We start from the raw sequence: 16,045 nt of genomic DNA, 5'->3' as shown, positions 1-16,045 counted from the left end.
AAGGGAGCGACCCGATGGTCAAGCAATTGCCTGTGATGATCGTGGTCTTGTTGTTGGGCGCCTGCGCCAGCAACAAGGGCAGCGAGGCCGATCCGGCGCAGGCGCCCAAGGGCGGCTGCTACCAGTCCCAGTGGCAGGCGGAGACGGCACCGGTGATCAACAAGCGCCTGGGCCCGGACGGCCTGGAAAAGTACGATGACGAGCACCAGCGCAAGGCGCCGGGCTGCCCTTGATCGGGTGGCAGGCAACCTGAAGGCTGTTTTGTGGTCTTGAACATGGGGCCGCTGCCCGGCCCATCGCTGGTAAGCCGGCTCCCACAGGAATCGCACCAAACCTTGTGGGAGCCGGCTTGCCGGCGATGGGCTGCATAGCAGCCCCTAGCGGAGTAACTGGATGAAAGCGCTTCTGGCCGTACTGGCCCTGGCGACCCTGGCAGGCTGCTCGCTGCTGCAACCTGCCCAACCCGCCCCGGCGGACAAATGGACCCGCTGGGTCTGCGACAGCCAGGCTGAAGTGCTGTGGCGTTTCGCCGACGCGAAACAGGATGCGGTCGACGTACGCCTGGGCGGCGGCGACCAGGTCTACCGGCTCAAGGCCGAACCGGGCGCCTCTGGCGCGCTGTACAGCGATGGCATGCTGGCTTTCCACGCCAAGGGCGAAGAAGGCCTGGTGTACTGGGTGGCGACCAACGATCTGATTGGGCGGGGCTGCAAGGCACCGTGACTGGCCGGGCCGCCACGGTGGCCCACACTACTTGAACAGCAACCGCCCCTGCGGCAGGCTTGCACGAAACAAACGACGCTTGTCGGGAGAGAGATACACCATGGCACTCATTAGCATGCGCCAGATGCTGGACCACGCCGCCGAATTCGGCTACGGCGTTCCGGCTTTCAACGTCAACAACCTCGAGCAGATGCGCGCGATCATGGAAGCCGCCGACAAGACCGACTCCCCGGTTATCGTCCAGGCCTCCGCTGGCGCTCGCAAATACGCCGGTGCTCCCTTCCTGCGCCACCTGATCCTGGCGGCCATCGAAGAGTTCCCGCACATTCCGGTGTGCATGCACCAGGACCACGGCACCAGCCCCGACGTGTGCCAGCGCTCCATCCAGCTGGGCTTCAGCTCGGTGATGATGGACGGCTCGCTGGGTGAAGACGGCAAGACCCCGACCGACTACGAGTACAACGTCCGCGTCACCCAGCAGACCGTTGCCATGGCGCACGCCTGTGGGGTTTCGGTGGAAGGCGAGCTGGGCTGCCTGGGTTCGCTGGAAACCGGCATGGCAGGTGAAGAAGACGGTATCGGCGCCGAAGGCGTGCTGGATCACAGCCAGATGCTGACCGACCCGGAAGAAGCGGCCGACTTCGTCAAGAAGACCCAAGTGGACGCCCTGGCCATCGCCATCGGTACCAGCCACGGCGCCTACAAGTTCACCAAGCCGCCTACCGGTGACGTGCTGGCGATCGACCGTATCAAGGAAATCCACAAGCGCATCCCCAACACCCACCTGGTGATGCACGGCTCGTCCTCGGTGCCGCAAGAGTGGCTGGCGATCATCAACCAGTACGGTGGCGACATCAAGGAAACCTACGGCGTGCCGGTCGAAGAGATCGTCGAAGGCATCAAGTACGGTGTCCGCAAGGTCAACATCGACACCGACCTGCGCCTGGCCTCCACTGGCGCCATGCGCCGCCTGATGGCGCAGAACCCGAGCGAGTTCGACCCACGCAAGTTCTTCGGTGAAACCGTCAAGGCCATGCGTGACGTGTGCATCGCCCGCTACGAAGCCTTCGGCACCGCCGGCAACGCCTCGAAGATCAAGCCGATCTCCCTGGAAGGCATGTTCCAGCGTTACGCCAAAGGTGAACTGGCTGCCAAGATCAACTGATCCGGCACCGTTCCACGAAAGAGCCCGCCGCGATGCGGGCTTTTTTGTGGGCGCAGGTCGCGTGTGCCATGGCGATCCGTATGTCGCATGTTCACCGCTTATACCGTTAGTCGGCTAACATCATTTCCGATGGCTTATGGCCATCCGCCTGCATTGCGTCTTCGGATGCCGAGACTAGAGTAACAATCGGATCCAATCACAAGTCGCAGTTGGACTTACCAAGAGAAGCAACATGGATGGCGCTTATTCTCAAACACCGGAAAGCAGTTCGGTTCTGCTGGTCGTAGACGACTATCCGGAGAACCTCATCAGCATGCGGGCTTTGTTGTCCCGCCAGGATTGGCAGGTATTGACCGCCAGTTCAGGGATGGAAGCCCTGAGCGCCTTGCTCGAGCACGAGGTCGACCTGGTTCTGCTCGACGTGCAGATGCCCGAGATGGATGGCTTCGAGGTTGCCCGCCTGATGCGTGGCAGCCAACGCACGCGCTTGACGCCAATCATTTTCCTCACCGCCAACGAGCAGTCCGACGCTGCAGTGCTCAAGGGTTATGCCAGCGGTGCGGTGGACTACCTGTTCAAACCTTTCGATCCGCAGATACTCAAGCCCAAGGTCCAGGCCCTGCTGGAGCAGCAGCGCAACAGGCGCATGCTGCAACGGCTGACACGTGAGCTGGAGTCGGCCCGCGCGTTCAACGCCTCGATCCTGGAAAACGCCGCCGAGGGCATCCTGGTGGTGGACGAGGCGGGTTGCATCGGGTTCGCCAACCCGGCCATTTCGCGCCTGCTCGATGCGCCGGTGGAGAAGCTGCAAGGCGCGCATATGCTCGATCTGATCCAGCTGCCCTGCGCCAACCTGTGGCACGAATCAGACTTCTACCAGGCCTATCTGGGACGGCAGATCTTCCGCGTGCATGACGCCCAGCTGCGTACTCTCGGTGGCCAGTTGGTGCCGGTGGCGCTGTCCTGCGCGCCGTTGCCCGCCGAGCAGAAAGCCATGGTGGTGACGGTGCTGGACATGTCGGTGGTGCGTAGTCTGCATCAGCAACTGGAGTACCAGGCGGTGACCGACCCATTGACCGGGCTGCTCAACCGCCGTGGTTTCTATCAGGCCGCCGAGAGCGCGCTGCTGCGCAACGAGCGTTCGGACAAGGCCAAGGCCTTGATGTACATGGATCTGGACGGCTTCAAGCGGATCAACGACCTACTTGGCCATGAGGCCGGCGACAAGGTTCTGCGCTGGGTGGCCGACCAGCTCAAGGAGTGCCTGGGCAGCGAGGCGCTGTTGGCGCGCATGGGCGGCGATGAGTTCACCGCCCTGTTCGATGGGTTGCCGTACCCCGAACAGGCCGGTCGCTACGCCGAGAAACTGCTGGAGCGGATGTCGAGCTTCCAGCAGGTGGATGGGCTGGAGGTCAATCTGGGCGTGAGCATCGGCATTGCCACCTACCCCGACTGCGGCGCCAACGTGGAGGGCCTGTTGCGCGCCGCCGATGCGGCGATGTACGCGGCCAAGCAGGCTGGGCGCCAGCAGTACCGCTTCTACGACCAGGAGCTCAATGGCCGCGCCCGCTCACGGTTGATGCTCGAGGACAGCGTGCGCACGGCCATCGAGCAAAACGATTTCAGCCTGGTCTACCAACCTCAGGTGGCGTTCGCCGATGGCCGGCTGCGGGGCTTCGAGGCGCTGTTGCGCTGGCAGCACCCGAGCGTGGGCGATGTGCCGCCCGGGTTGTTCATTCCGTTGCTGGAGGAGGCCCGACTGATCAACCGTCTGGCCAGCTGGATCTACCGCAAGGGGGCCGCACAGCGCAAGGGCTGGGGCGAGCGCTTCGATGCGCAACTGGTGCTGGGTATCAGCCTGAGCCGTGCGCAGTTCACCATGCCTGGGTTGGTCGATGAGTTGGCCCAGGTGATCGACACGCATCAACTGCAACCCGCCCAGCTGGAGGTGGAGGTCGCCGAGACTTCGCTGATGTACAACATCGACGCGGCGGTGAAGCAGGTGCATCGCCTGCGGGAGCTGGGCATTCGCGTGGCGCTGGACGACTTCGGCGCTGGCGACTGCTCGCTGCGCATGCTGCGCGACCTGCCTATCGACACGCTCAAGCTCGACCGCCACCTGGTCGCGCGGTTGCCGGACTCGGCGGCGGATATCGCCTTGGTGCGCAGTGTCATCGACCTGTGCGCGGCCTACGACATCACGGTAATCGCCGAGGGCGTCGAGACCCGGGCCCAGGCCGAATGGCTCAAGGGCGCCGGTTGCGCCTATGTGCAGGGGTTCCTCGTAGCGCGGCCGCTCACCGCCGAAGCCGCCGGCGATTTCCCAGCGTTTTTCCCATGGGCGTCGTGATTGGCTAAACTCGCGTCTTCTCGTTCCGAACGCCTGCCATGACCGCTCTACGTTACCTGCAAGCCTACCCGCCGCACCTGCAGGAACAGGTGCGCCAGATGATCGCCAGCGATCGCCTGGGCGACTACCTGCGCCAGCGCTATCCCGAACGCCATGACGTGCAGAGCGACAAGGCCCTGTACGGCTATGCCCAGGAGATCAAGCAGCAGTACCTGCGCAGCGCGCCGCCACTGGACAAGGTGCTGTTCGACAGCCGCCTTGACCTCACTCACCGTGCATTGGGCCTGAACACGGCGGTATCGCGGGTACAGGGTGGCAAGCTCAAGGCGAAGAAGGAGATCCGCGTCGCTTCGTTGTTCCGCGAGGCGGCGCCGCAGTTCCTGCGCATGATCGTGGTGCATGAGCTGGCGCACCTGAAGGAGCGCGATCACAACAAGGCGTTCTACCAGCTCTGTCAGCACATGGAGCCGGACTATCATCAACTTGAGTTCGACCTGCGCGTCTACCTGACCTATCGGGAACTGCCGGGCAACACCTGAGGGACAAGCACCCCATGACCACGGAAGTGAGCAAGACCCGCAGCAGCTTCTACCGCCGCCTTTACGTGGCGTGGCTGATCGACAGCCAGACCGCCACCAGTGTGCCGGCGCTGATGGAGGCTACCGGCATGCCCCGGCGCACGGCCCAGGACACCATTGCCGCCCTGGCCGATCTGGACATCTTCTGCGAATTCGAGCAGCAGCCGGGGGCGCGCAATCATGCCGGGCATTACCGGATCCGCGACTGGGGCGCGATCGACAAGCAGTGGATCATCCAGCACCTGCGGCAGATCCGTGACGTGCTGGGCTACCCGTAAGCCTTGCCGGCTAATGGCCTCAGCCCTTGCGCATGCCGATATGGGGAATATCGTCCTCAAGGTACTCCTCGCCTACCACCGCGAAGCCATGGCGTGCGTAGTACCCCTGCAGATGCGCCTGGGCCGACAGGTATACCGGCGTTCCCGCCCAGCAGTGCGCCGCGCATTCCAGCCCCTTGAGCAGCAACTGGTGCCCCAGGCCGCCGCCACGCGCGTGCGGCGCGGTGACCACTCGGCCAATGACTACGTCGCCGTGCTGCGACTGCGGGTCGAGCAAGCGTAGGTAGGCCACCAATCGGTCATCCTCCCAGCCCATCAGGTGCAGGGTGTCGCCTTGCAGGTCGAGCCCGTCGACCTCCTGGTAGGCGCAGCGTTGTTCGACCACGAACACTTCCGTACGCAGGTGCAGGATGGCGTAGAGTTGTTCCTTGGCGAGATCGGTGTGGTGCTTGCAAATCCACTCGATGGACATGGGGGGAGGACTCCTTCGGTTGACCATCGATCATCGCAAATCCAGGCGGACACGACGAGGGCGAATGAGGCCGTCCAGAATTCGGCAAAAATAGAGGCTAAATGACATTATCGTCCGCTGTCGCCAGGATGCGGCTTGTGTAATCTGCAACCTCTGTTGCTAGTTAGAGATCGCCGTCACCAGCGTGGGCCCCCAACTGCGAAAGGATTTGAGCATGCGGCCACTGCTTTGCGTTCTTGGATTACTGGGACTGTTGTGCGCGGGGCCTGCCCTGGCCCATGGCAAGCTGCGGCTGGTGGCCGACAGTTGGCCGCCGTTCACCGATACCGACATGCCCGGTGGCGGCCTGGCCACCAGCATCGTCACCACGGCGCTGACCCGCGCCGGCTATGCCACCGAGTTCGAGGAGGTGCCCTGGGCCCGGGCACTGATGGGGGTGGGCGAAGGGCGTTACGATGTGCTGATCAATGCCTGGTTCAACCAGGAGCGCACCTTGATCGGGCAGTTCTCCGGCGCTTACCTGGTCAACCGCATCCGCCTGCTCAAGCGTGAAGGCGATGCCTTTGCCTATGCACGCCAGGCTGATCTGTACCCCTATACCATCGCCGTGGTGCGCGACTACGCCTATTCCCCCGAGTTCGACAGCGACGAGCGCCTGAACAAGGTGCTGGTGCGCAACTTTTCCTCGGCGGTACGCATGCTCGCGGCCGGGCGGGTGAACCTGGCGGTGGAGGATGAGTACGTGGCGCGCTACAACCTGCAGCGCGAACCACAGCAGGTGCGCGAGGGCGTGACCTTCGTCGATCCGCCGCTGGGGGAGAACAGCCTGCATATTCTGGTGAGCCTCAAGCACCCGGAGCACCAGAAGATCGTGGCGCGTTTCGAGAAGGCCATCGCCACGATGAAGGCAGACGGCAGTTACGCCCGCCTGCTGCATCAGCATGGTTTCTGATAGCGGGGGCGTAGCGTTGCCCGTGATCAGGCGGGTTGGCTCTCCTTGAGCAGATGGCCCGCCAATGTCCGCAATGGTCCCAACTGGCGGCAGATCAGCGCCAGCTGTGTCTGCACCAGGCGCTGATGCTCGTCCAGTTCCTCGGGCATCTGCTCCAGGGCGTTGGCCAGTGCTTCCTCGGCATCGCTGTGGATCGCCACCGGTAGCCGCGCCGCCAGCCCGTTGGCCAACTCGTCGAGGCTTGCTGCCAGTGTCTTCCCTGCGCCTTCGATCAGATGTTCATGCACCTCCGCTGGCAAGGCGGTATCACGATGGGCACCCAGCCCCGACAGATAGCTGAGCAGGGTGTGCGACAACACCAGGAAGCGGAAGCCGACGTCGGCCTCCTTACGGAAATGCCCCGGTTCCATCAGCATGTTGGCCAGGGTGGTCGACAGCGCCGCGTCGGCATTGTGCGCATTGCGCCGGGCCAGGCGGTAGGCCAGATCGTCACGCTTGCCATGGGCGTATTGCTGCATGATCTGGCGCAGGTACTCGCTGGCGCAGGCGAGGGTGTTGGCCAGTACCTTGTTCAACCGTCGGCCCTGCCAGTCGGGCAGGAACAGGAACACCGCGAGGATGGCGATCAGGCTGCCGACCAGGGTATCGAACAGGCGCGGCAGGAACAGCCCGTAGCCATCGCCGATCTGGTTGAAGCAGAACAGCACCATCAGGGTGATCGCCGCCGTGGCCAGGGTGTAGCGGGTGGTGCGGTTGACGAAGAACACCACCCCCGCGACCACCGCGAACAGCGACTGGATGATCGGATTGGGGAACAGGTCGAACAGCGCCCAGCCCACGGTCAGGCCGATGGCGGTGCCGATGATCCGTTGCACCAGTTTGCGCCGTGTCGCGCCATAGTTGGGCTGGCAGACGAACAATGTGGTGAGGATGATCCAGTAGCCCTGGGTCGGGTGGATCAGGTGAACCATGCCATAGCCCACCGACAATGCCAGCGACAGGCGCAGGGCGTGGCGGAACAGCAACGAGGTGGGAGTCAGCTGGGTGCGCAGGCGCTTCCACACATCCTTGAAGTTGCGCGGCGAGCGATCGAGCAGGCTGCTGTCGCTGGCATCGGCCAGGCTGTCCGGGTTGCTCGCGGCGCTGAGCAGCCGGTCCAGCGTGGCCAGGTTGGCGGCCAGTGCCCGCAGCGAGCGCAGCAGGCTGCGCCAGGCCGGGTTGTTCTGGGTGCGCAGGTGCTCCAGCGAGGCGTTGAGGTCTTCCAGTGCCTCGGGGTACCCGCTGGCCAGCACGAACGGCTGGCGCAGGCGGATCGAGCGTGCCAGCTCCTGGCAGGATGAGCCCTGTTTGCGTAGCAGGCGCTGACAGCGGAACATCACGTCGCTGTGGAAGAAGGCGTCGGTCAGCGCGTTGTAGGGGTAATGCGAGGCGCTGACCCGTTCGTGGATGTCCTGGGCCAGGAAATACAGCTTGAGGTAGCGGCTGACCTTGGAGTTGGGTTGGCTGTTGCCGACCCGGTGCAGGATGATTTCCTTGGCGGCGTTCAGCGCGGCCACTACCTTGCCATTCTGCTTGGCCAGTTCAAGACGCGTGGCCTCGACATCGAGGGTGCGGACCGGTTCGAACAGGCTGGCCTTGAGCTTGAGGTAGCTGCCCAGCTCAAAGAACAGCTTGGCCAGGCTCTGCTGCACCGGCTGGTTGGAGAACAGCGCCTGCCATAGCACCGACAGCAGTCCGTACCAGGCCGCACCCGTCACCAGCAACAAGGGCTCGTGCCAGAAATCGCTGACTTCTCCCCCGCGCTGGTCGACACCGATCATGGTGTAGACCGAGAGGATCAAGGTGGCCGAGGCGATCGCCCCATAGCGTTCGCCCAGGGCCCCGAGCATGGTCAGGGAAAATGCCGCCAGGGCCAGGGCGACGGCGAAGATCCAGGGGTAGGGGAACAGCAGCTCGACCGACAGCGCGGCGATGGCGAAACAGCCCAGGGTGACCAGCAGGGCACTGAGCCTGCCTTGCCAGCCATCGTCGGTCTCGGCCAGGGCGCTGGCGATGATGCCGAGAAACAGCGGGATGAGCAGGCTCATCTCGTTCTGGTACCAGCACCAGGCCATGCTGCCGGTGAGGGCGATGGTCACGCGGATGGCGTAGCTGAACTTGTCTTGGCCCCACAGGCGACGCAATGAATGGCGGAACGAGCTCGATGACATGATGGCCCTGGGCTGTGAGCGGATGAATACCTTCGAGGCCGCTGGGGGCCGCTGCGCGCCCCATCGCTGGCAAGCCAGCTCCCACAGGGATCACACCAAACCTGTGGGAGCTGGCTTGCCAGCGATGGGCTGCGAAGCGGCCCCGATTCTTGGCACTCCAGCACAAACCAGCAAGAAGCGTTCCGTGCTGCTGAATGGATTCTACTCTACACGAACTGCGCCGCCGCGTTGGCCGAAGCCCAGGCCCACTGGAAGTTGAAACCGCCCAGGTGCCCGCTCACGTCCAGCACTTCGCCGATGAAGTACAGCCCGGGGCTTTTCAGCGATTCCATGGTCTTGGACGACACCTCGCGGGTATCGACGCCACCCAGGGTGACCTCGGCGGTGCGATAGCCCTCGGTACCGGCCGGGACCACCTGCCAAGCCGCCAGTTTTTCGGCGATCTGTGTCAATTCCGCCGGGGTGTACTGCTTCAGCGGTTTCGAAACGAACCACTGCTCGGCCAGCAGGTTGGCCAGCTTGCGGGTGAAGACCTCGCCCAGCACCGTCTTCAGTTCGCTGTTTGGGCGCTCGACCTGCTGGCCCTGCAGCCATTCCAGTGCGTCGCGATCCGGCAGCAGGTTGATCTCCACCGTGTCGCCGGCTTCCCAGAACGACGAGACCTGCAGGATCGCCGGGCCGCTCAGGCCACGGTGGGTGAACAGCAGGTTCTCGCGGAAGCTCGTGCCATTGCAGCTGGCGATGCAGTCCAGCGAGGTGCCGGACAGCTCGGTACACAGTGCCTTGAGCTGGGGCTCGGTGATGGTGAACGGCACCAGGCCGGCGCGGGTCGGCAGCAGTTCGTGGCCGAACTGGCGAGCGACCTGGTAGCCGAAACCGCTGGCGCCAAGCGTCGGGATCGACAGGCCGCCGGTGGCGATCACCAGCGATTGGCAGGCGAATGGGCCGGCGCTGGTCTGCAGGGTGTAGCCGGCCTCGGTCCTTTCGATCTTGTCGATGCTGGTGTTCATGCGCAGCTCGGCGCCGGCCTGGTCGCACTCGGCGAGGAGCATGTCGAGGATGTCGCTGGACTTGTTGTCGCAGAACAGCTGGCCGAGTTTCTTCTCGTGGTATGGCACGCCATGCTTGCACACCAGCTCGATGAAGTCCCACTGGGTGTAGCGGGCCAGCGCCGACTTGCAGAAGTGCGGGTTGTGCGAAAGGAAGTTGGCCGGCTCGGTGTACATGTTGGTGAAGTTGCAGCGCCCGCCCCCGGACATGAGGATCTTCTTGCCCGGTTTGTTGGCGTGGTCGAGCACCAGCACCCTGCGCCCGCGTTGGGCGCTGAGCAAGGCGCACATCAAGCCAGCGGCGCCGGCGCCGAGAATGATCACGTCGGTGGAATGCACGGTGTTACCTCTTCAATAACCGGGGCCGCTGCGTGGCCCATCGCCGGCAAGCCGGCTCCCACAGGGATAACACCAAACCCTGTGGGAGCCGGCTTGCCGGCGATGGGCTGCGCAGCGGCCCCAAAAAGACTTCAGACGATACGGACTTTCAGCGCGCGACCCTTGATCTTGCCACTGTTCAGCCGCTGCATGGCCTGCTTGGCCACCGCCCGCTCCACGGCCACGAACGCGACGAAATCGAAGATGGCGATCTTGCCCACCTGCTTGCCTGGCAACCCGGCATCGCCAGTCAGTGCGCCAAGGATATCGCCCGGGCGCAGCTTGTCCTTGCGCCCGGCGCCGATGCACAGGGTGGTCATCGGTGGCAGCAGCGGCTCGCCGCCCTTGCTCTTGAGGTTGTCCAGTTGCTCCCAACGCAGCGGCTTGTTCTGCAAGTCCTCGATGGCCTGGGCGCGATGGCCCTCGGCCGGCGCCACCAGGCTGATCGCCACGCCTTTCTCGCCGGCCCGGCCGGTACGGCCGACGCGGTGTACGTGGATCTCGGCGTCACGCGCCAGTTCGACGTTGATGACCATGTCCAGGCCATCGATGTCCAGGCCGCGGGCGGCCACGTCGGTGGCCACCAGCACCGAGCTGCTGCGGTTGGCGAACATCGTCAGCACCTGGTCGCGGTCGCGTTGCTCCAGGTCGCCGTGCAGGGCCTGGGCGACGATGCCCTTGGCGGTAAGGTGGGCAACCACGTCCTCGCACTGCTGCTTGGTGAAGCAGAACGCCACGCAGGACTGCGGGCGGTAGTGGCCGAGCACGCGGGTCACCGCTTCCAGGCGCTGTTGCGGGTCGATCTCGATGAAGCGCTGTTCGATCTGGCTGTCGCTGTGCAACGCCTCGACCTTGACTTGCTGTGGCTGGCGCATGAAGGCCTTGGCCAGTTGCTCGATGCCAGCCGGGTAGGTGGCCGAGAACAGCAGGGTCTGGCGGCGCGACGGGGTCTTGCCGATGATGCTGGCGATGGCGTCGAAGAAACCCATGTCGAGCATGCGGTCGGCTTCGTCGAGCACCAGGGTGTTGAGCCCGTCAAGCACCAGGGTGCCTTTGTCCAGGTGCTGCTGGATGCGCCCCGGCGTGCCGACGATGATGTGCGCGCCGTGTTCCAGCGAGGCGATTTGCGGGCCCAGCGAGACGCCGCCGCACAGCGTGAGGATCTTGATATTGTCCTCGGCGCGGGCCAGGCGGCGCAGCTCCTTGGCTACCTGGTCGGCCAGTTCGCGGGTCGGGCACAACACCAGGGCCTGGCAGCCGAAGTAGCGAGGGTTGATCGGGTTGAGCAGGCCGATGCCGAAGGCGGCGGTCTTGCCGCTGCCGGTCTTGGCCTGGGCGATCAGGTCCTGGCCCTTGAGGATCACCGGCAGGCTCTGGGCCTGGATCGGAGTCATCGAGGCGTAGCCCAGGGCGTCCAGGTTGGCCAGCATGGCGGCGGACAGCGGTAGGGTGGCAAAAGCGGTGGTTTCAACGGTCACGAGGCGGGCCTGCGGTGCGAAGCGAAAAATGTCGCACAGTCTACCAGCCTCATGGCCATTCGCCCTACGACTCGACGTGTTCTTCCGGACGACGGGCGCGCCTTCCGTCTGTCGGCGCCAATTGCAGGAAGATCGCCGCCGCCAGCATGGCCATCACGCCAATGGTGACGAAGGTCAGCTGGAACGCGCCCAGGGTGCTTTCCACGGCATCGCTGTTGCCGGCTGCGGTGAAGCCACCGAGCAAGGCGCCGGCACAGGCCACGCCTAGGCTCAGCGACAGCTGCGCGACCACCGACAACAAGCTGTTGCCACTGCTGGCGCTGGCGTCGTCCAGGTCGATCAGGGTCACGGTGTTCATTGCCGTGAACTGCATCGAGTTCACCGCGCCCAGCAGCGCCAGTTGCACCAGCAGCACGGCGTAGGGCGTCTGTCCGTCGACCAGCCCCAGGCTGGCCAGCAGCAGGCCCAGCAGCAAGGTGTTACCGGTGAGCACGATGCGGTAGCCCAGGCGTTCGATCAATGGCCGGGCTACCGATTTGGCGACCATTGCCGCCGCCGCCAGCGGGATCATGCTCATCCCGGCCTGGGCCGGCGAATACCCTAGTGCCACTTGCAGCAGCAACGGCACCAGGAAGGGCAGGGCGCCGCTACCCAGGCGGGCGAACAGATTGCCGAGGATGCCGATGGCGAAGGTGCGCACGCGGAACAGCGAAGGCGAGAACAACGGTTCCGGATCGCGTCCGGCGCGCAGCCAGTACGCGGCCAGGCAGGCCATGCCGGCGAACAGCAACAGCATCACCCGCAGGTGCGGCAGGTGCAGTTCGCCCAGGCCCTCCATGGCGATGGTGATCAGCACCATCGCTGCGCCGAACAGCAGGAAGCCCGGGGTATCGAAGCGGGTACGCTCGGCGCCGCGCAGGTCGGGAATGTACTTCCACACCGCATAGCAACCGAGGGCGCCTACCGGCAGGTTGAGCAGGAAGATCCAGTGCCAGGTCAGGATCTCCACCAGCCAGCCGCCCAGCGTCGGGCCGAGCAGCGGGCCGAGCAGGCCGGGGATGGTGATGAAACTCATGATCCGCACCAGCTCCGAGCGTGGATAGGCGCGCAGCACCACCAGGCGCCCGACCGGCAGCATAAGCGCGCCGCCCAGGCCCTGGATCACCCGGGCCAGGATCAGGAAGCCGAGGCTGTTGGCCATGGCGCACAACAGCGAACCGAAGCTGAACAGCACGATGGCGCTGAAGAAGATGCGCTTGGTGCCAAAGCGGTCGGCGATCCAGCCCGAGGCCGGGATCAGCAGGGCCACGGTGAGCATGTAGGCGATGATCACCCCCTGCATGCGCAGCGGGTCTTCGGCCAGGGAGCGGGCCATGGCCGGCAGCGCGGTGTTGAGGATGGTGCCGTCGAGCGACTGCATGAAGAAGGCGATGGCCACCACCCACGGGATCCAGCGGGCGGTGACGGGGTCCAGCGGGGCGCGGTCTGGCATGGGTTACCTCAATTCTGCTGTTTGCCTGTGCCGGCTTCATCGCCGGCAAGCCGGCTCCCACAGGGGCAACGCACGCCGTTCAGTGTGGGAGCTGGCTTGCCAGCGATGAGGTCGGTCCTGCGAATCACAGTGTCAGGGTCAACCCCTTCACCAACGCCCCCGGCAGATGACTCGACCCGGTGCTGCGCTGCCCGTAGGTGCTGGTCGACAGTATCATCTCGCGTTCCTGGCTCAGGTCTTCAAGCTGGCTGCCCAGCAGGTTGTACAGGCTGTCGTCGAAGCGCATGGTGCTCACCGGGCCCTGGATCTGCCCGTTCTCCACCCAGAAGGTGGCGAAGCGCGTCAGCCCGGTCATGCGCGCGGCCGGCAGGTCCGAGTAGTTCAGGTACCAGAGGTTGCTGATGTAAAGGCCGGTGCCCAGGCGTTCGAGAATCTGCTCGCCGGGCAGGTTGCCTGGCGCCAGGCTAAGCGCGCAGGGCGACTCGTAGCTGTCGGCGCCATTGGCCTGCTGGCCGAATTCGACAGCGCTGCGCGCACTCACTAGTCTTTCCAGCGCCCGGCCTTCACCGATCAGCAGCAGGTCGCGGCGCGGCGAGCCCTCGTCGGAGAAGGCCGGACTCAGCGAGCCGCTGACCTGTTCGCTGAAGCTCACCAGCGGGCTCAACTGCGCATCGCCGTTGTACAGGCGCTGCAACGGGCTGTTGCCAGTGGCCAGGGCCTGTGCCGAGAACCCACCCCAGCACAGCATGCCGGCGATTTCGTCCATCGCCGCCGGCGCCAGGTAGGCGCGGTAGCTGCCAGGCTTGAGGGTAATGGCTGGGCGTCCCAGGTGCGTCAGCTGTTCGCGGGCCAGGCGCAGGCGCGCGGCAAAGGTCTCGCCGCTCCAGGCCTGCCCTGCGTAGTTGGCTTTGACGGCCTGGCCGTTGGCGTGGAACAGGCTCCAGTCAAAGTTGAAACTGTTGGCCTGGTGCCAGCCAAAGGCGCCGAACGAGCTGGCGAAGCCACGGCAGATGGGGCCGGCGGCATAGATGCCGACCAGATCCAGGTCGCCGGCTTCGCGCTCGACCAAGGCCAGCACTTCGTCCAGCTCGGGCAGTGGCTGCTCCAGCAGGCTATGGCTGTGCCAGGCGCTGTCGTCGAGGTTCAGGTAGGGATCCACAGCCAGCAGCGGCAGGGTCTGGCGCAGTTGCGCGAGGGCGTCGTGCAGGCGCTGGCGGTCCAGTTCTGGATCGTCGCCCAGAGTGATCTGTTGCTCGGCCTGACGCCCTTCGCGGACCAGCCGCAACTGCACGCTGGCCTGGCTGACCAGCCCGGCCTGGCGCACCTTGGCATGGTTGAAGCGCACGAACTGCGAGTGCTCGGCGCTATAGCCCAGGGTGAACTGCTCGCCGGGCTGCACGGCGGCGTTTAGGCTATCGAGCAAGCTTTCGAAACGTTGCTGGTAGACGGTGCTCATCAGGCGTCCCCTCCGAATACGTCGATCTGGCGGAACACGCAGGCCGGCGAGGCATGGCCGACTCGTACCACCTGGTTGGGTTCGCCCTTGCCGCAGTTGGGCGTGCCGAGTACCTGGAAGGTGCTGCGGTCACCGACTGCCGAGAGGTTGCGCCAGAACTCGGCGGAGATACCGCGATAGTTCGGGTTCTTCACCACGCCCTTGAGCTCGCCGTTTTCGATCAACTGCCCCCACTCGCAACCGAACTGGAACTTGTTGCGCGCATCGTCGATGGACCAGGAGCGGTTGGTGCGCATCAGGATGCCGTGCTCGATACCCCCGATCAGTTGCTCGAGCGACTGGTCGCCCGGCTCGATGTTGAGGTTGGCCATGCGATCGATCGGCGCGCGGTTCCAGCTGCAGGCGCGGCTGTTGGCCACGCCGTCCAGGCCCGAGCGCAGTTGCGACAGGGCACCGCCCAGGGGGCGCACCAGCAGGCCATCACGGATCAGGAACTGCTTGCTGGCTGGGGTGCCGTCGTCATCGAAGCTGTAGCTGGCCAGCTCCTCGTGGATTGTCGGGTCGAAGGTCACGTTGAGCAGTTTCGAGCCGTATTGCAGGTGGCCGAAGTCGCCGGCTTTGACGAAGCTGGTGCCGGCGTAGTTGCGCTCATCGCCGAGAATGCGGTCCAGCTCCAGCGGATGGCCGATGGATTCGTGGATCTGCAGCATCATCTGGTCGGGCATCAGCAACAGATCGCGCTGACCGGCCGGGGTGTTCGGCGCCAGCAGCAGTTGCAGCGCCTCGTCGGCCACCCGGCGGGCCGCGCCGACCAGGCCGCAGCGCTCGACCACTTCAAAGCCGCCTTGCTGGCCGAAGTTCTCCCGGCCCAGGCTGCGGCTCTGGCTGTCCTGGCCGTCGCTGGCGGTGACGCCCAGGCCTGGGTAGACGAAGCGCTGGGCGTGACGCAGCTCGGCGCCGGCGGAATTCAGGTAGGTCTGTTCGACCACACTGAAGCCCAGGCTCGCCTGCCAGTCCACCAGGCGCTCGTCCCTGGGTACGCTGGCGGACTCGGCGGCGAGCAGGTCCAGGCAGTCGGCGAGGTTGGGCAGGGACTGTTCGAAGTTGGGCGAGACATGATCGTGACGCCCGCTCGGGGCGGCTTGGCCGCTCAGGTCGAGCAGGCTGCTGGCCTTGATCCGCCGGGCGAGTGCCTCGGCCTGTTCCAGGGCGCGTTGCAGGCCGGCTTGCGAGAGGTCGGCGGTGGCCGCGTAGGCCTCGACGCCGTTGACCCGCACGGTGAGCATGGCGCCTTCGTCCTGGCTGAAGAAGGGCGGCTCGGCGACATTGCGCCGCACCGACAATGACTGATGCGATTGCTTCACATGGCGAAGCGAGAACAATTCGGCCGTGCTGCGCAGCGCGGCGAAGCGCTGGCGCAGCAGGGTGCTGGAGTCGAACATGGGAAACCTCCGTGTGTACGGT

Annotated in this window: 14 protein-coding genes; 7 read left to right on the top strand and 7 right to left on the bottom strand. The window is 65.0% G+C overall.

Translation table 11 applies throughout. The annotated features are described in order from the left end of the window. Nucleotides 1–14: 14 nt before the first annotated feature. The 6 genes from KSS90_RS23160 to KSS90_RS23135 all read left to right on the top strand — a co-directional run bounded on the left by KSS90_RS23160 (nucleotide 15) and on the right by KSS90_RS23135 (nucleotide 5,094). On the top strand, nucleotides 15–233 hold the full coding sequence (locus KSS90_RS23160; protein ID WP_217867425.1) for a hypothetical protein: 219 nt from the start codon (nucleotides 15–17) through the stop codon (nucleotides 231–233). A 160-nt stretch (nucleotides 234–393) separates the two neighbouring features. Then, a complete protein-coding gene (locus tag KSS90_RS23155) occupies nucleotides 394–723 on the top strand; it encodes an MliC family protein (protein ID WP_217867424.1) in 330 nt (109 codons plus the stop codon). A gap of 100 nt (nucleotides 724–823) precedes the next feature. Next, on the top strand, nucleotides 824–1,888 hold the full coding sequence (fba, locus tag KSS90_RS23150; RefSeq protein ID WP_023631710.1) for a class II fructose-bisphosphate aldolase: 1,065 nt from the start codon (nucleotides 824–826) through the stop codon (nucleotides 1,886–1,888). A 232-nt stretch (nucleotides 1,889–2,120) separates the two neighbouring features. After that, a complete protein-coding gene (locus KSS90_RS23145; RefSeq protein ID WP_217867423.1) occupies nucleotides 2,121–4,238 on the top strand; it encodes a putative bifunctional diguanylate cyclase/phosphodiesterase in 2,118 nt (705 codons plus the stop codon). A 38-nt stretch (nucleotides 4,239–4,276) separates the two neighbouring features. Continuing rightward, nucleotides 4,277–4,777 carry a M48 metallopeptidase family protein gene (locus KSS90_RS23140; RefSeq protein ID WP_217867422.1) on the top strand — a complete coding sequence of 167 codons (501 nt, stop codon included), beginning with the start codon at nucleotides 4,277–4,279 and terminating at the stop codon, nucleotides 4,775–4,777. A gap of 14 nt (nucleotides 4,778–4,791) precedes the next feature. Next, a complete protein-coding gene (locus tag KSS90_RS23135) occupies nucleotides 4,792–5,094 on the top strand; it encodes a winged helix-turn-helix domain-containing protein (protein ID WP_217867421.1) in 303 nt (100 codons plus the stop codon). Nucleotides 5,095–5,113: 19 nt separating this feature from the next. Here the strand turns inward: KSS90_RS23135 and KSS90_RS23130 are convergent, their stop codons facing one another. Then, nucleotides 5,114–5,566 carry a GNAT family N-acetyltransferase gene (locus KSS90_RS23130; RefSeq protein WP_217867420.1) on the bottom strand — a complete coding sequence of 151 codons (453 nt, stop codon included), beginning with the start codon at nucleotides 5,564–5,566 and terminating at the stop codon, nucleotides 5,114–5,116. A gap of 214 nt (nucleotides 5,567–5,780) precedes the next feature. Between KSS90_RS23130 and KSS90_RS23125 the strand changes: the two genes are divergently transcribed. Next, nucleotides 5,781–6,518, top strand: a complete 738-nt coding sequence (locus KSS90_RS23125) for a substrate-binding periplasmic protein (protein WP_217867419.1) — start codon at nucleotides 5,781–5,783, stop codon at nucleotides 6,516–6,518. Between the two features lie 26 nt (nucleotides 6,519–6,544). Here KSS90_RS23125 and yccS read toward each other — a convergent pair whose 3' ends face one another. From yccS to KSS90_RS23095, 6 genes are all read right to left on the bottom strand, one after another. Beyond that, nucleotides 6,545–8,728 carry a YccS family putative transporter gene (gene yccS / locus KSS90_RS23120; RefSeq protein ID WP_217867418.1) on the bottom strand — a complete coding sequence of 728 codons (2,184 nt, stop codon included), beginning with the start codon at nucleotides 8,726–8,728 and terminating at the stop codon, nucleotides 6,545–6,547. Between the two features lie 206 nt (nucleotides 8,729–8,934). Further along, nucleotides 8,935–10,116, bottom strand: a complete 1,182-nt coding sequence (locus KSS90_RS23115; protein ID WP_217867417.1) for a BaiN/RdsA family NAD(P)/FAD-dependent oxidoreductase — start codon at nucleotides 10,114–10,116, stop codon at nucleotides 8,935–8,937. A 131-nt stretch (nucleotides 10,117–10,247) separates the two neighbouring features. Beyond that, nucleotides 10,248–11,585: an ATP-dependent RNA helicase DbpA gene (gene dbpA / locus KSS90_RS23110; RefSeq protein WP_263975117.1), complete on the bottom strand. Its 1,338-nt coding sequence runs from the start codon at nucleotides 11,583–11,585 to the stop codon at nucleotides 10,248–10,250. 112 nt (nucleotides 11,586–11,697) lie between these two features. After that, nucleotides 11,698–13,125, bottom strand: coding sequence for a multidrug transporter subunit MdtD (gene mdtD / locus KSS90_RS23105; protein WP_217867415.1), 1,428 nt, complete (start codon nucleotides 13,123–13,125; stop codon nucleotides 11,698–11,700). 124 nt (nucleotides 13,126–13,249) lie between these two features. Then, a complete protein-coding gene (locus tag KSS90_RS23100; RefSeq protein WP_217867414.1) occupies nucleotides 13,250–14,581 on the bottom strand; it encodes a TldD/PmbA family protein in 1,332 nt (443 codons plus the stop codon). Continuing rightward, a complete protein-coding gene (locus KSS90_RS23095) occupies nucleotides 14,581–16,023 on the bottom strand; it encodes a TldD/PmbA family protein (protein ID WP_217867413.1) in 1,443 nt (480 codons plus the stop codon). The genes KSS90_RS23100 and KSS90_RS23095 overlap by 1 nt, the downstream gene beginning before the upstream one ends. Between the last annotated feature and the right edge of the window lie 22 nt (nucleotides 16,024–16,045).

Source organism: Pseudomonas maumuensis (genome assembly GCF_019139675.1).
Taxonomy (GTDB): domain Bacteria; phylum Pseudomonadota; class Gammaproteobacteria; order Pseudomonadales; family Pseudomonadaceae; genus Aquipseudomonas; species Aquipseudomonas maumuensis.
This window is presented reverse-complemented; position numbering and strand designations above follow the sequence as displayed.

Coding starts and splice junctions, on each gene's coding strand:
- KSS90_RS23160 (WP_217867425.1), top strand. CDS start 15: ATGGTCAAGCAATTGCCTGTGATGATCGTGGTCTTGTTGTTGGGCGCC.
- KSS90_RS23155 (WP_217867424.1), top strand. CDS start 394: ATGAAAGCGCTTCTGGCCGTACTGGCCCTGGCGACCCTGGCAGGCTGC.
- fba (WP_023631710.1), top strand. CDS start 824: ATGGCACTCATTAGCATGCGCCAGATGCTGGACCACGCCGCCGAATTC.
- KSS90_RS23145 (WP_217867423.1), top strand. CDS start 2,121: ATGGATGGCGCTTATTCTCAAACACCGGAAAGCAGTTCGGTTCTGCTG.
- KSS90_RS23140 (WP_217867422.1), top strand. CDS start 4,277: ATGACCGCTCTACGTTACCTGCAAGCCTACCCGCCGCACCTGCAGGAA.
- KSS90_RS23135 (WP_217867421.1), top strand. CDS start 4,792: ATGACCACGGAAGTGAGCAAGACCCGCAGCAGCTTCTACCGCCGCCTT.
- KSS90_RS23130 (WP_217867420.1), bottom strand. CDS start 5,566: ATGTCCATCGAGTGGATTTGCAAGCACCACACCGATCTCGCCAAGGAA.
- KSS90_RS23125 (WP_217867419.1), top strand. CDS start 5,781: ATGCGGCCACTGCTTTGCGTTCTTGGATTACTGGGACTGTTGTGCGCG.
- yccS (WP_217867418.1), bottom strand. CDS start 8,728: ATGTCATCGAGCTCGTTCCGCCATTCATTGCGTCGCCTGTGGGGCCAA.
- dbpA (WP_263975117.1), bottom strand. CDS start 11,585: ATGCTGGCCAACCTGGACGCCCTGGGCTACGCCTCGATGACTCCGATC.
- mdtD (WP_217867415.1), bottom strand. CDS start 13,125: ATGCCAGACCGCGCCCCGCTGGACCCCGTCACCGCCCGCTGGATCCCG.
- KSS90_RS23100 (WP_217867414.1), bottom strand. CDS start 14,581: ATGAGCACCGTCTACCAGCAACGTTTCGAAAGCTTGCTCGATAGCCTA.
- KSS90_RS23095 (WP_217867413.1), bottom strand. CDS start 16,023: ATGTTCGACTCCAGCACCCTGCTGCGCCAGCGCTTCGCCGCGCTGCGC.